At 33.1% G+C, this 13451-nt stretch carries 15 protein-coding genes and 2 tRNA genes; 10 read left to right on the top strand and 7 right to left on the bottom strand.

Annotated features, from left to right (window positions below; translation table 11 throughout):
* Positions 1–53: 53 nt before the first annotated feature.
* The 4 genes from NFRAN_RS05985 to NFRAN_RS05970 are packed head-to-tail and all read right to left on the bottom strand — an operon-like array spanning position 54 to position 3924.
* Positions 54–944 carry a DNA-3-methyladenine glycosylase family protein gene (locus NFRAN_RS05985; RefSeq protein ID WP_134483797.1) on the bottom strand — a complete coding sequence of 297 codons (891 nt, stop codon included), beginning with the start codon at positions 942–944 and terminating at the stop codon, positions 54–56.
* A 24-nt stretch (positions 945–968) separates the two neighbouring features.
* The gene (locus NFRAN_RS05980) at positions 969–2231 is read right to left on the bottom strand and encodes an MBL fold metallo-hydrolase (RefSeq protein WP_134483795.1); all 1263 of its coding nucleotides are present in this window, start codon (positions 2229–2231) and stop codon (positions 969–971) included.
* A gap of 44 nt (positions 2232–2275) precedes the next feature.
* Positions 2276–3100, bottom strand: a complete 825-nt coding sequence (locus NFRAN_RS05975; RefSeq protein WP_232037950.1) for a class I SAM-dependent methyltransferase — start codon at positions 3098–3100, stop codon at positions 2276–2278.
* Complete coding sequence (locus tag NFRAN_RS05970) at positions 3097–3924, bottom strand: hypothetical protein (RefSeq protein WP_134483793.1); 828 nt, start codon at positions 3922–3924, stop codon at positions 3097–3099. The genes NFRAN_RS05975 and NFRAN_RS05970 overlap by 4 nt, the downstream gene beginning before the upstream one ends.
* A 136-nt stretch (positions 3925–4060) precedes the next feature.
* Here NFRAN_RS05970 and NFRAN_RS05965 point away from each other — a divergent pair, with 136 nt between their 5' ends.
* The 6 genes from NFRAN_RS05965 to NFRAN_RS05940 all read left to right on the top strand — a co-directional run bounded on the left by NFRAN_RS05965 (position 4061) and on the right by NFRAN_RS05940 (position 7979).
* Positions 4061–4282 (top strand): hypothetical protein, encoded by a 222-nt coding sequence (locus NFRAN_RS05965; protein WP_134483791.1) that lies wholly within the window; start codon positions 4061–4063, stop codon positions 4280–4282.
* Between the two features lie 101 nt (positions 4283–4383).
* Positions 4384–4677: a 4Fe-4S dicluster domain-containing protein gene (locus NFRAN_RS05960; protein ID WP_134483789.1), complete on the top strand. Its 294-nt coding sequence runs from the start codon at positions 4384–4386 to the stop codon at positions 4675–4677.
* A 70-nt stretch (positions 4678–4747) separates the two neighbouring features.
* A complete protein-coding gene (locus NFRAN_RS05955) occupies positions 4748–5158 on the top strand; it encodes a transcriptional regulator (protein ID WP_134483788.1) in 411 nt (136 codons plus the stop codon).
* Between the two features lie 55 nt (positions 5159–5213).
* Positions 5214–6542, top strand: coding sequence for a phosphomannomutase (locus NFRAN_RS05950; RefSeq protein ID WP_134483786.1), 1329 nt, complete (start codon positions 5214–5216; stop codon positions 6540–6542).
* On the top strand, positions 6526–7536 hold the full coding sequence (gene thiL, locus NFRAN_RS05945; protein ID WP_134483784.1) for a thiamine-phosphate kinase: 1011 nt from the start codon (positions 6526–6528) through the stop codon (positions 7534–7536). The genes NFRAN_RS05950 and thiL overlap by 17 nt, the downstream gene beginning before the upstream one ends.
* Positions 7537–7574: 38 nt before the next feature.
* Positions 7575–7979: a 30S ribosomal protein S11 gene (locus NFRAN_RS05940; RefSeq protein WP_134483782.1), complete on the top strand. Its 405-nt coding sequence runs from the start codon at positions 7575–7577 to the stop codon at positions 7977–7979.
* 33 nt (positions 7980–8012) lie between these two features.
* On the opposite strand, the gene NFRAN_RS05935 is transcribed toward NFRAN_RS05940, so the two are convergent.
* Positions 8013–8086: transfer RNA gene (locus tag NFRAN_RS05935), tRNA-Pro, on the bottom strand.
* A gap of 91 nt (positions 8087–8177) precedes the next feature.
* Between NFRAN_RS05935 and map the strand changes: the two genes are divergently transcribed.
* Both map and NFRAN_RS05925 read left to right on the top strand, forming a co-directional pair.
* Positions 8178–9071, top strand: a complete 894-nt coding sequence (gene map / locus NFRAN_RS05930) for a type II methionyl aminopeptidase (RefSeq protein WP_134483780.1) — start codon at positions 8178–8180, stop codon at positions 9069–9071.
* A 76-nt stretch (positions 9072–9147) separates the two neighbouring features.
* Positions 9148–10638, top strand: a complete 1491-nt coding sequence (locus NFRAN_RS05925; RefSeq protein ID WP_134483778.1) for an FAD-binding oxidoreductase — start codon at positions 9148–9150, stop codon at positions 10636–10638.
* A 169-nt stretch (positions 10639–10807) separates the two neighbouring features.
* Here the strand turns inward: NFRAN_RS05925 and NFRAN_RS05920 are convergent, their stop codons facing one another.
* Complete coding sequence (locus NFRAN_RS05920) at positions 10808–11218, bottom strand: VOC family protein (RefSeq protein WP_134483776.1); 411 nt, start codon at positions 11216–11218, stop codon at positions 10808–10810.
* 92 nt (positions 11219–11310) lie between these two features.
* On the opposite strand from NFRAN_RS05920, the gene NFRAN_RS05915 reads away from it, so the two are divergent.
* The gene (locus NFRAN_RS05915) at positions 11311–11913 is read left to right on the top strand and encodes a hypothetical protein (protein WP_134483775.1); all 603 of its coding nucleotides are present in this window, start codon (positions 11311–11313) and stop codon (positions 11911–11913) included.
* A 476-nt stretch (positions 11914–12389) separates the two neighbouring features.
* Complete coding sequence (locus NFRAN_RS13735; RefSeq protein WP_172602168.1) at positions 12390–12590, top strand: hypothetical protein; 201 nt, start codon at positions 12390–12392, stop codon at positions 12588–12590.
* A gap of 383 nt (positions 12591–12973) precedes the next feature.
* Here NFRAN_RS13735 and NFRAN_RS05905 read toward each other — a convergent pair.
* Positions 12974–13102: transfer RNA gene (locus tag NFRAN_RS05905), tRNA-Trp, on the bottom strand.
* Between the last annotated feature and the right edge of the window lie 349 nt (positions 13103–13451).

Genomic DNA, 13451 nt, shown 5'->3' with positions numbered 1-13451 from the left:
TGTTACTGTTTATAGTAGCTAGATGTCGTTATGACTACTATGATTATTTATTCCTACCATCTTCTACTATTTTCTTCTCTAATATTATAATAGAGAAACTGTTGAGCATAACCGGAATATTTGCCATAATGTTCTCTAATTTTTTTTGAAATAAGTCTATACTGCTTTGGAGTAATCTTGTCATTTATTTTAAAATCCAAACCTGATGTTTTCATATAATCTAATTTTTTTTGAAAATGTTTTATGATCCACGTATCCATAGGAAAAGCTTCCAGCTTGTCAAATGCAAATAATAAAATACAATCTGCAATCTTTTCACCTACTCCAGCTAATTTTAATATTTCTTGTTTGGACTTTGTGTAATCTGTGTCCTTGATGAATTTTAAATCTATTTCTTGATTTATGATCGATATTACTGTTTTTCGGACATATTCAGCTCTATACCCAAATCCACAATGCAACAATTCTGACTGTGAAATTGTAGATAGTGTTCTTAACGTGGGGAATGAATAGAACGTATTGCCGTCCCATTCTATCCTCTTTCCAAACTTTCTAGAAAGATTTCGTAAGATCAAACGAATCCTTGGAATATTGTTATTACTTGAACATAGAAATGATATAATACATTGAATTGGTTTTTGTCTCATGATACGTAATCCAAAGTGTTCTTTAGTGATTTTTTCAATTATTCTATCTTTTTTGGAAATTTCATTAATTATCTCATCGTATTTGTCGTCAAGTCTAAATACATGCTGTGGCCAATCTTCTATCCTGGGAAACGAATCATGTTCGTAAACTAAATTATTCCTATGTTTGTGCAAAGTAATCTTTAAAATCGAATCATCATATATTCCATACCAAGAATTATTTCTTTTCTCCCATAGAAAGTATTGCCCACTATTAATGGTAGAATGAACATTTATGATATTTCTACTACTATTCAATTATTTTTACTCGTAATTTTATAACTATACCGTGATTATTTCACCAGCTTCTGGGGCATGAGCTTTGTAACCATATTTTTCAACAATTTCTTCAGCAAACTTGGTACATGACAAATTATCACCATGAACTGTTAACACTTGAGGATTTCCTTTCACCTTATCTAGAATTTCAAATAACTCTGTTCTACTATTATGTCCTGAAAAGTCAAATCTATTTACCTCAGCAAGACATTTTATTGTTCTGCCATTGTAAGTTACTTGTCTATTATCTAGTAAAGATCTTCCAGGAGTTCCCTCACCCTGATACGAAACCAAAGCAATTCCATTGTATTGACTTTTGCAAATCTCTTCTATATAGAAAACTGCAGTCCCACCAACTAACATACCTGCAGGCGAAATTATCACTCCCGGTTCTTTGACTACTCTTTTTCGTCTATGCCAACTTGTTATTCTTTCTACTTCTTCGATCGAACTCCTAAACATCTTTGAATCACGTAAATACTTTGGATACCTGAGCATTATATCGTTGGTCTTTAGCGCCATTCCATCCATGGCAATCTTGTATGGAAAATTATAGGTCTTAAGAACGCATGCTATTTCTTGAGCTCTTTCTACAGAAAATGCTGGTATGAAGAAAACACCGTTTCTTTCAACAACTTCTTTTGCATACTTTACCAATTCCCTTTCTGATTGCTCTCTGGGAACTTGCTCTGCCTGTGAGTAGGTGCTTTCTATAATTAACATATCTATTTCGCCTATATCCAAATCTGCCGGTCTTAGCACCTTAGAACCTCGAGTATTCATATCTCCTGTGTAAAATAATCTCTTTCCATCATTTTCGACAATAACTGTAGATCCACCTATTACATGTCCAGATTCGTGGAAAGTAATACTTGTGTCTCTAATCTTGTAACTGCTTCTATAATCTATGTGTCTGGCATGATTTAGCATGTTCATCATGTCATGATATTGAAACGGTAGATAGAATCCAGATATCTTTATCATGTCTTGTATCAGTAGCTGCGAAAGTTCAAACGTGGGCATTGTAGCTAAAGCCTCTAGGTTTGTGTTCTCGTCCAGAAAAAGTGATGGAACACATCCAGAATGATCCAAGTGTGCATGAGTTATCACTACTGCATCGATTTCATTCGGATTTACCTTTATAGGAAATAGAGGTTCTTTCTTTAAGAGAACTCCGTAATCTAATAGAATATTCGTATTATTCGAATTTACAAGAAATGCGGATCTCCCAACTTCTCTGGCAGCTCCTAATGTTGTTACTTTCAATAACAATTACTTAAGTTATTTATCATATTAGTCTTTTTGAAACTTTATTCATTATAGATGATGTCCCATAATAGATGTATCTTATTTCCAATCTTGATTTTCTCTAGATATCTATATCCCACTTCATCCAATACGTGTTCAAATTCGTATCTTTCAATTTCATTATTTTCATTGACCGAGCAGTTTCTTAATTCTTCTTTTATCTTTTCCTTGTATTTTGGTTTGGAATAAACATACCACAGATTATGTGCTCCACGTAATTCGCTTAGAGATTTAATGATATCGTCTGATATTTTTGAATAGTATTTATTCATTAGTTCTGTATTCACATCTATCCATGATGGAGTTACCCAGCTTGCCACTTTATCATAACCAAAACCTTCAAATTCGCATCCACCATTTATTCCACACTGTCCTCCCTTATCGAATGTTGTAATTATTATATCCGTTTTTTCAGCAATTTTGTCTCTATAATCAACACCTGGTTCCATCCATCCAACAAATATTACGTCATATTTTTTTTCTATTTCATTATATGCATCACCGATTTTGATATAATCTGGTTTGTATCTTCCTAATTTGAAAAACATTTCGACATTTTTTTCCATTCCTTCTGCTTTAGGTAAATATTGTCTTACTTTTTCTAAAAAATCGCCATAACCACATCCGATATCCAAATAAGATGGATCTTTAGATACAGATTTAGCAATAGAGACCACTCTTTTTACATCTATTTTTCTATAGGTAAAATATGATCCGCATAGAAAAGGAAAAATAAATCTCTCATGATGCACCGAAAATGAGTATTTTCTAAATTGTTTTAATGCTTCATATGCGAAGCTTAAATCCTCAAATCGGGGCGGCATCATTCTTCAAATTTTATCTTCCATAATTCTACTGATGGCCATGCCGGGAGTATTTCGCCAATTTTAAATCCGCATTCATCGAGGATTTTTTCATGCTTGTACGGCGGATTAGCATGATTATCTGTTTCTATTTTTCTTAATTCTTCTTTTATCTTTTCCTTGTATTTTGGTTTGGAATAAACATACCACAGATTATGTGCTCCACGTAATTCGCTTAGAGATTTAATGATATCGTCTGATATTTTTGAATAGTATTTATTCATTAGTTCTGTATTCACATCTATCCATGATGGAGTTACCCAGCTTGCCACTTTATCATAACCAAAACCTTCAAATTCGCATCCACCATTTATTCCACACTGTCCTCCCTTATCGAATGTTGTAATTATTATATCCGTTTTTTCAGCAATTTTGTCTCTATAATCAACACCTGGTTCCATCCATCCAACAAATATTACGTCATATTTTTTTTCTATTTCATTATATGCATCACCGATTTTGATATAATCTGGTTTGTATCTTCCTAATTTGAAAAACATTTCGACATTTTTTTCCATTCCTTCTGCTTTAGGTAAATATTGTCTTACTTTTTCTAAAAAATCGCCATAACCACATCCGATATCCAAATAAGATGGATCTTTAGATACAGATTTAGCAATAGAGACCACTCTTTTTACATCTATTTTTCTATAGGTAAAATATGATCCGCATAGAAAAGGAAAAATAAATCTCTCATGATCACTTGAGTTCTTGTGTGTATACATCTTTGATCTAAACTTGTCCAATTCCTTTTGTGCAGATATGATGTCGTCAATTGAGAAAGGCATTCTTAAAACTTAAACTTAACTTAAATAACGTTATTATAAATTAATGTTTTTATTTTAACACCTGTCAAATATTTAGTTATATATCCTTTGAAAATTTTTCAAAATATTTATAAAGTAACTTTGCACTGATTTTTTAATGGTAAGATCATTTGAGGAATGGTGGGCAACCGTTCCTGAGGAATTAAAAGCAAAAGCTCGTAAGGGCGATGAAGACAACAAGGTTTTATTGAATCAGGTAAATTATGTATTACTTCATCTTCATCTTCAAGGCAAACACGATACAAAACCATCTCATGAAGAATTAAAAGATTGGCTTCATAGTGGTCAAGTAGACGTAATGCGTCAAATTAAAAAGTAGATATTCCTATCTAGATTTTTTTATCTTTGTATAACACTGTTTTGATATGGGCAAATAGTTTAAATAGTTTTATCGTTACTAGACGATTAGTGAATTATTAGATGCCAATTGCTATACTTCCAGATGTTGATGAACAAAGGTGCATTGGGTGTGCACTTTGTGTAGAGATTTGTACCGCATTAGGTCCGGATGTACTTCGTGTTAAACCTGTCGAAGGTTGGAAAAGAGGCAAAGCATTTGTCTTTTATCCAGAAAGATGTATTTCAGACGGCGCATGTGTCGGTGTTTGTCCCACTCATGCTATATTCTGGATGAGACCATTAGAATATACTGCAGGCCAACCAGTTCCGTTGCATAAAAACGGTGTATTTAATAAAGGCTGGGAAGAAGGCTAATATCACCCAACTATTTTTTGTTTGCTTATATACTTGAAATCTTTATATAATTAGAAAATTACAAAATATTATGCTATTACCCTCCGAAATTGAGTCAAAGTCGCTTATTCCTGCTATACGAGCTATCTTATCTAAAAAATTAATTCGTGATTATGATCTAAAGGAGGAAACTGTGGCTAAACTACTAGGGATTACCCAAGCAGCAGTTAGTAATTACATAAGAGGAACACGTGGCGACTTATCGTTAGTAGCCAAATTGGAAGATAATTTTGAGGTCATGAAGATGATAAATGATATATCCAAAGATCTTTCTACAAATAAAGCCTATTCTCCAAGTACTATGACAAAATTTATCCAATTATGCAACTTTATGAGGTATACATTTATCATATGTGATGTTCACCATAGTATAGAATCAAATATAGATAAGCGAATATGTGAACAATGTGAAGTTATGCTTACCGGTTCGCGCTTTTCGTAATCCTATTTTTTTCTACTCCTATTAACATAAATAGTGCACAGATATTTTTATCATCGTGAAGATATCTATCTCAGGAATTAGAGGCATATTTAATGAAGACCTTGGCATACAGGAGATAGCTCGTTTTTCAAGGACCTTCGGCTCGTATTTAAAAAATAGATTTCCTATAACAAATTGTGTAATTGCACGAGATAGTAGACCATCTGGAAGACTGATTTCAGAAGTTGTTACCGGATCTCTCCTAGAGCAAGGAATTGATGTATATGATTTAGGAGTAGCCCCTACACCAATCTTGTTTAGAGAAGCCCGAAAGTATACGGGGGGTATAATGATTACCGCATCTCACAATCCTTTGCCATGGAATGGTCTTAAGATGCTTATTAACGGCAGGGGTTTATTTGAATCCGATTTAGAACAGCTATTAAATACCAGAATTAATGAACATTCGCAAATGGGGCGATATTTCAACATTGATTCCAGCTATGTAACTGATATATTACAACACATTCATCCCTCAAATCAATCGAATATGGATTTCAAAGTTGGAATTGATTTCGGAGGGGGAGCGGCATGTATGTATACTGATCGCTTGCTTGATACATATCATGTAAAATACCTTGGAATAAATGATAAGTTGGGATTCTCTTCTCGAGGACCTGATCCGACATCTGATCCGCTACTAGACCTTTGCAATTTGGTAAAGACAAATAATTTGAATTTTGGTTTTGCATTTGATATTGATGGTGACAGATTAGTTGTAGTAAGTAACGACGGAGTTCAGCTCAATCCCGATTTAACCCTTTTGTTCTGTGTTGCAAGCGTCATCAATAATAGTAAATTTAAGAAATTTACTATTAGTCTGGATACTAGTTTAGCTATTGAAAAATATGTGAAAGACCATGGTGGACAGGTTTTCTTCTCTAAAGTAGGCGAATCGAATGTCTTGCGTCGTATGATCGAAACGCATTCTGAATCGGGTGGTGAAGGGAGCAGTGGAGGTTTTATCCTTCCAAATTTTACTTCCTGTAGAGACGGTTTATTGGCTAGTGTGATTATTAGTTCTTTAAATCAAGATTTGATCAAAGAGTGTATGACAATTTCATCAAATTTTAGACAAATACGAACTAAATATCCGATAAATACAAAAACTGATAATAAAATACTATTAGAAAAAATATTGTCAGCTCTAAAGCCTCAATCTGTAGATGTAATTCATACTGATGGTTTAAAGTTTATTCTTGATGATGATTCATGGATTTTAATACGTTTCTCTAACACCGAACATGTGCTTAGGATTTCGTTGGAATCCACTATTGATAGATTGGATTCACTCTTTGAATCGTTAAATAACAAGATAGTGGAAGTTTATGAGAAAATTCAATGAGAAGCAAATATTAAATTTAATAATATCAAGATTTGGGTTTCAAAATATAGATCCATGGTTTGGTAAAGATGATATTTCTGTAATCTCTTTGAGCTCTGTTGGTGGTGAAATTTACGGAGGAGTTTCTTTGGCAGTTACATGCGACATGCTAGTTGAACATACTGATGTACCTACAAAAATGACTTTTGAACAAATAGCCAGAAAATCGATGGTGTCTAGTATAAGTGACCTTGTAACAAAGGGAATAAAGCCTCAATTCGCTTTAATCTCTTTGGGGTTGCCTACAACGTTAAAAAAAAGCGAAATCTCCAAATTATTAGATGGATTCACACTTTCCTCAAAGGATTTTGAAATTGATATAGTGGGCGGTGACATTAATGAATCTAAAGAAATCATAATTGATTGCTGTATGTTTGGAACACTTTCATCAAATATTGATATTCCTAGAAGGGATGGTGCACAAGAGGGAGATCTTGTTGTTGTTTCAGGAATTTTTGGCTATACTTCTTCAGGACTAAAAATATTGATGGATAATTTACGAAGTCCTGATAATTATTTTAGGAAAAGATCGATCGATTCTGTTTTGAATCCTACACCGTCATATAAATTTGGAATTCTGCTCGCTCCATATTTTTCATCCTCTATTGATTCTAGTGATGGTCTTGCCGTATCATTGTATCAGATATCTAAAGAGAGTAACGTAGATATTTTGATCGATGAGAGAAATGTGCCTATTCCTCCTCAACTACGAAGATTCTCTTCTATGAATAGACTTGATTATTTTGATCTTATTTTTTATGGGGGAGAAGAATACCATATAATAGGAACGATATCAGAGAAAAATTTGGCGAAGATATCCAAAATTTTAGCAAAACATAGATTAGATCTTTTCGTAATCGGCAAGGTAGTTAAAGGAGAAGGAAAGGTATTCGTTATTAAACATGATGGAAATAAAAAGTTGCTAAAGAACCATGGATTTATTCATTTTGATTAAGAAGGTTTTTAAATGCGAAAATCAAAAGTTCTACATTAATGTCGCAAGAGGAAATTACTCAATATAAATGGGGTGTAGCCCATATTTTTAGTAGTTATAATAATACTTTAGTCCATATAACTGATATAAGTGGTGCAGAGACCATTTCCATTAGCTCTGGAGGCCGCCATGTAACAGCAGACCGTTATGAATCATCTCCATATGCAGCCATGAAATCTGCTGTATCGGCTGCTGATGCGGCAAAAACTAAGGGAATTAATGCGCTTCACATACGAGTAAGAGCAGTTGGTGGTGTTGGGCCAAGGATTCCTGGTCCTGGTGCTCAAGCTGCCATAAGGGCACTAGCGAGAGCTGGCTTTAGAATTGGAAGAATTGATGATGTAACACCTGTTCCTCATGATACAACTAGAAAACCTGGTGGTAGGCGAGGCAGAAGGGTATAATTTTTTTCTGCTTACTATTGTTTAATTATGGGATGGGATCGGCCGGATTTGAACCGACGACCTCCAGCGCCCAAGGCTGGCATCCTACCATGCTAGACAACGATCCCCATTCTAAAGAGAAATTTTTGTCTAATTTTAACCTTGTTTCAATTATTATTCGCATTATTATTATATTCCCAATAATATTATCTGTATTTTATGTCCCTAGAGAATTATACCCGTGCAGGCCACATAGCTTCACTAGTACGTGAGAATACTAGGAAAAGAAATCATATTGGTAGAACCCTTGAAGAAGTGTGCAATTCAATTGAAAAGGAGATAATAGATTACGGTGGAAATCCCGCCTTTCCGGTTAATGTTAGTATAAATGAAATTGCAGCCCATTATACTGCTGAACCAAACGATCAAATTGTAATAAAAGATACTGATGTTGTGAAAATAGACCTGGGCGTGCATATTAATGGCTATGTTGCAGATACCGCAGTCACCATTTCATATGATCCAAAGTATGATCAATTGATAAGAGTGGCAGAATTATCCTTATCTGAAGCTATAAAGATTGCAAAGCATAATACTAAATCAAGTGAAATAGGAAAAACAATTGAGAATACGATATCACACTATGGATTAAAACCTATTCAAAATCTTAGTGGTCATTCTCTTGAACAGTATATCATTCATGCCGGCAAATCTATTCCAAATATTAAAACATATGGATCATCCTTCTCTTTATCATCTAATCAGGCTTATGCAATAGAGCCTTTTGTTACTACTAATGATGGCCTAGGCATAGTGTATGAAGGAAAGAAAAGAAATATTTTTTCATTAATATCTAGAAAACCGACTAAGGATAAAGAGGCAGATGAATTTATCTTGTATCTGTGGGACAAGTTTAAGACACTCCCTTTCGCTTTACGATGGCTAGTAAATAATTTTGATGAATCTAAAGCTCGGGCTATGATTGATTTCCTCATCAAGAAGAAGAATGTGAGGGGATACCCGATTCTAGTTGAAGGGAATAATAAAGTTGTGTCTCAAGCTGAACATACTATTTTTATTTCTGACAATTTAAGTTATATAATTACAAAATGATTTTTTTCACTCTATAATCCTTTTGATGCCGATAACTTTTACCAAACATTATATTCTTTAGCGATATGACCTGTTTATGGATATATTAGATGAGTTCAAATTTTCCTTTAAAGGTGATGTATCTAATGAAACGTGGATTAAAGATTATTATTCTGTCGATTCAAGCAATCATCAAATTTATCCCGAACTAGTATGCTTTCCCAAAGACGAGGATGATATCAAAATATCCTTGAACTCTGCTATTAGAAATGGATTGTCGATTTCTTGTAGAGGTGCTGGCACAAGCCTGCTTGGTCAAACCCTTTCAAATGGTCTGATACTGGATTTTACCAGGTATATGAATAAAATCCTTGGTATAGATTTACAATCCAATTTTGTAAGTGTTCAACCTGGTGTAGTTAAGGGAATACTTGATAAAGAGCTACGAAAACATAACAAGTTTTTGCCTCCAAATCCTGCAAGTAGTAATTATTGTACTATTGGAGGAATGGTTTCGAACAATTCATCAGGGCCATACGGATTGGGATATGGTAGTATTTTAAAATATTTACAACAAGTTGATTTTAATTATTATGATGGAAGTAGAGGTTTTGCTAAGGACGGCGTTTGTGACGATAGACTAAGGAAGCTTTTACTACCTTTGATTCCAGCTCATTATGAGATAACTTCTGCATATCCAAACGTAAGTAAAAATTCGTGTGGATATAGACTTGATTCCGTCTTTACTCCCACTTACAGTCCTCAAAGAATTTTTGCTGCATCTGAAGGTACTCTGGCTATTGTCAATTCTCTAAAACTAAAGATTCTGGATTTACCGATCTTTAGATCTCTATTCATAGTTTATTTTTCTAGCGTACAGAAAGCATGTATGTACTCTAGAAAGATACTCTCTACCTCTCCCGTTGCTTTGGAGCTTTTGGATACTCCGGTAATGGATTCATCCATTAAATATGTTACCAAGAACAAAGATGGATGCCTTTTGTTTATCGAGTATTTTTACTCGTATAACGAAGAGATTAATACAATAACAAGCTTACTTAGAAATGCCATTTATCCAGAAGGCAAAGTGTTAGAACAAGCTCATGATTTAAATTCCATAACTAATTTATGGAACTCAAGAAGAAATGCCCTAAACATGGCCATCAGATACACTGTAGGCAATAGAAAACCATTTACCATCTTTGAAGATACTGCTGTTTCGATTGAACATCTTTACGATTATATTGTCTATATGTTGGCTCTATACAAAAAGTATGATTTGCCATATGTCATTTATGGTCATTTGGGCAACGGCAATCTTCATACGCGTCCAATAATAATCGATTCTAACGAATCTGATGGTCAATTAGATTCTAAACAAATGAAGATCTTAGAGGATATCACTAATTTGATATTTAAAAAAGTACAAGAATACAGAGGTACAATTACTGCAGAACATGGAGATGGTATATCTAGAGCTCCTTATATAAGGAATGTATATAATGATTTTATTCTCTCCTATTTTACCTACGTTAAGAAAGCATTTGATCCATTGAATATATTAAATCCTGGTAAAATAATTGCTTAAATTATTCCATGGGGTTGTTAAATGTTCTTTAATCTAAACAGATATTTGGCTTTGTACATTGTGCCTTGATTTCTGTAACACTAGCATCCTGAACGTTTATTATATTAGTAAAGATATATGCTTTTAAGATATTGTCTCAGCATGTATCTTTTTTAGTTTGATATACTAATTATTCCGCACCTATTAAACCAAGAAAATCAAATCCATCTTCTTCATTTTGATTGCTTTTTAGCTTTACAATTGAAATTAGATGACCGTCTGGATCTTCAATTATTGCATGTTTTCCAAAACTTTCCTCTTTGGCATTCTTAAAAAAGACAACTCCTTTCTCTCTCAAAGTATTTATTGTGTGATCAAAATCATTCGCAGTAAATCCAATTAAAATGTGTTGACCGGATTTCAGATTCTCCTTCTTGTGTTTTACTGGATGCAGAGCCAATACTGTTTCCTTATTGAAAAATTCTGTCCATTCTTCTGATTCCTTTTTAATAGGTAGATTAAGGATTTCTTTATAAAACTGAATTGATCTGCGCATGTCTGAAACTAAAAGTATCACAGCACCTAATTTTCTAAATGACATTTGATTTGTCTATATTGCTTCTAAATTATGAACTTTTTGTATTACGTATTGTTGAAGAGTCAAAAATTTTATTGATGTTTGCAGTGTAGCTTATGTTGCAAGATAAGTTATTTTTTATATATGTATCAAAAAATGATGAATGGAAGAAGCGCTACGAGGAGGATTGGAGCTATGTTTCATCCATGGCGCGTTTTTTCAAATGGTGGATCAAGCGAGAATTCAACGAGGACTTGTCTGTAGAAGCAGATATATTGCCAGTTGTCTCAGGGAAATTGTTTGACCGTATTAACCTCGCTTATCTCTTAAGGGACCATAAAGAAAGAGGATATTCTATATTTCATTTTTATCTTGCATATTTTAAACCTCTGTGGACAGATTGTCGTTTGGAGGGTTATCATGGCGAGAATTTTGGTCTTATCACCTGGTTTAGACCCAAGGTTTTTTCTTCAGATTTTAAGAACGAGAGATACTTTGCTGATAATAATTGTGCGAAAATATCTCATGTAATATGTCACGAAATGTTAAGACGAAAACATAATAAGAGAAAAGTATATTTCGACCAAGTTCATAAAATTTGGGATTTGCATATAAAAGGCGATGTTCCCTTTTTTTACTATAATAAACAATTTAACAGAGTATCAAAAAATAGTGAGTATAAATATGTTACAATTGATACATCAAAACTTGAATATTGATTTTTGAAAATATCGGGAATGAATACTACATTAAAATATCGTAGGATGATCAAATTAGGTGCAGTAGTATCTACAATAGGTGTCATAATGCTCATTTTATTTGGATCGATTCTATTGATGTTTCCTATGACAAAGAATTGTAAAATTAAGTGTACCTATATTTTGGATGCACCAAATTTTTTTAAACAGATTATAAGTCCATCATTCTTGTTTATTTCTTTGATTTTAATTTCATCGGGAGTCTTTCTTATTCGAATAGGAAATAGACAACTTTACAAAAAATTATAGTTTTCTGGATCTTCGTCAATCTCTTTTATTACCCGCCTGACATTAAATTAAAATGTGTGTTGATGTGATTATTATATACTTTATGGCCAATCCTTTTAAAAAAATATTGTATCCTTTTTCTACCAATCCTTTTAGAAAATGGAAACCTAAAGGAAAAATGTATAGTTTTAGGTGCTCGCAATGTGGGGATGTCTTCTTATCTAGTCATAACCTGGATGCTCCTTTATGTACTAAATGTATCCAAAAGATTAAATCTTTGGATTCTACCGTTGATAATGAAAAGAAATGCTCCGAATGTGGTAGAATTGGAGTTATCTATGGTAAAGATCGATGTCATTCTTGTTATTTCAGTTTTAAGAAAACAAGCTAAATCCATTGTACTTTTTTGATTGGAATCAAGATTAGCTGTTTGTTATTTATAATTAATAAATCCTATTCTAATTAGATCTATTTGATATTGAATTTAATTACTATTGTGTTCGAATTCATGTCATATCCATATCATTGGATACAAACATAGAATTCTTTGTATGATATAACCTTTAGTAATGTATTAAACGAAAAACAGGCAACTTAATAATCTCATATTGTTAATTGGACGTAGGACATATTCACGGATAACATGATAAAGTCATTTTTTACTCATTTGAAAGAATTGTATTTTCGTATTATTAAAAAAGGCAATGTATGTCTAATTTTGTTTCTATTGCATCATATTATTATATTTTCATTTGCATGACAAGTAATAGTATATGAGTAACAAGAAGATAGATGGGGCCGAAGGGAGTTATTCTAATATATCTTGATATATTATTTGAACCCCTGATCCACGGGTTTCTTCCATATTTGCCCTTTTATCTGATCTGGAGCCCGTTGCGATGCCTGGCTTCGCTACGACCCCACCTAGATATTATTTTTGTAATTGTAACTATAAGTTTTTCTAAATTTGATTCTGTTTCTTGATGCAAAAATTGATTACTTTTTGTATAATGTGCATGTTCCACAAAAAATATAAGGTTTGTTAATCCACTATAGTATTAACATTGGCAAAATCTATCGAATTTGATGTTCTTTCTCCGACAAAAAATAGAGAACCTGATACTAATGAAAAATGGGGCTTAGCAGAAGAATCTGAATATTTTGCTAATAAAGTGAAACTTTATCGCCAAGATAAATTGAATGCAGATGAATTTAGACGTTTTAGACTTCAAAATGGTACTTATGGCTCCAGACTAAATAGCGAATTTAGT

The organism is Candidatus Nitrosocosmicus franklandus, assembly GCF_900696045.1.
GTDB classification, from domain to species: domain Archaea; phylum Thermoproteota; class Nitrososphaeria; order Nitrososphaerales; family Nitrososphaeraceae; genus Nitrosocosmicus; species Nitrosocosmicus franklandus_A.
This window is presented reverse-complemented; position numbering and strand designations above follow the sequence as displayed.

Bases quoted from the DNA above. Each gene is read 5' to 3' on its own strand.
- NFRAN_RS05975 (WP_232037950.1), bottom strand. From the start codon at position 3,100: ATGATGCCGCCCCGATTTGAGGATTTAAGCTTCGCATATGAAGCATTA.
- NFRAN_RS05970 (WP_134483793.1), bottom strand. From the start codon at position 3,924: ATGCCTTTCTCAATTGACGACATCATATCTGCACAAAAGGAATTGGAC.
- NFRAN_RS05965 (WP_134483791.1), top strand. From the start codon at position 4,061: ATGGTAAGATCATTTGAGGAATGGTGGGCAACCGTTCCTGAGGAATTA.
- NFRAN_RS05960 (WP_134483789.1), top strand. From the start codon at position 4,384: ATGCCAATTGCTATACTTCCAGATGTTGATGAACAAAGGTGCATTGGG.
- NFRAN_RS05955 (WP_134483788.1), top strand. From the start codon at position 4,748: ATGCTATTACCCTCCGAAATTGAGTCAAAGTCGCTTATTCCTGCTATA.
- thiL (WP_134483784.1), top strand. From the start codon at position 6,526: ATGAGAAAATTCAATGAGAAGCAAATATTAAATTTAATAATATCAAGA.
- NFRAN_RS05940 (WP_134483782.1), top strand. From the start codon at position 7,575: ATGTCGCAAGAGGAAATTACTCAATATAAATGGGGTGTAGCCCATATT.
- map (WP_134483780.1), top strand. From the start codon at position 8,178: ATGTCCCTAGAGAATTATACCCGTGCAGGCCACATAGCTTCACTAGTA.
- NFRAN_RS05925 (WP_134483778.1), top strand. From the start codon at position 9,148: ATGGATATATTAGATGAGTTCAAATTTTCCTTTAAAGGTGATGTATCT.
- NFRAN_RS05920 (WP_134483776.1), bottom strand. From the start codon at position 11,218: ATGTCATTTAGAAAATTAGGTGCTGTGATACTTTTAGTTTCAGACATG.
- NFRAN_RS05915 (WP_134483775.1), top strand. From the start codon at position 11,311: ATGTTGCAAGATAAGTTATTTTTTATATATGTATCAAAAAATGATGAA.
- NFRAN_RS13735 (WP_172602168.1), top strand. From the start codon at position 12,390: ATGTCTTCTTATCTAGTCATAACCTGGATGCTCCTTTATGTACTAAAT.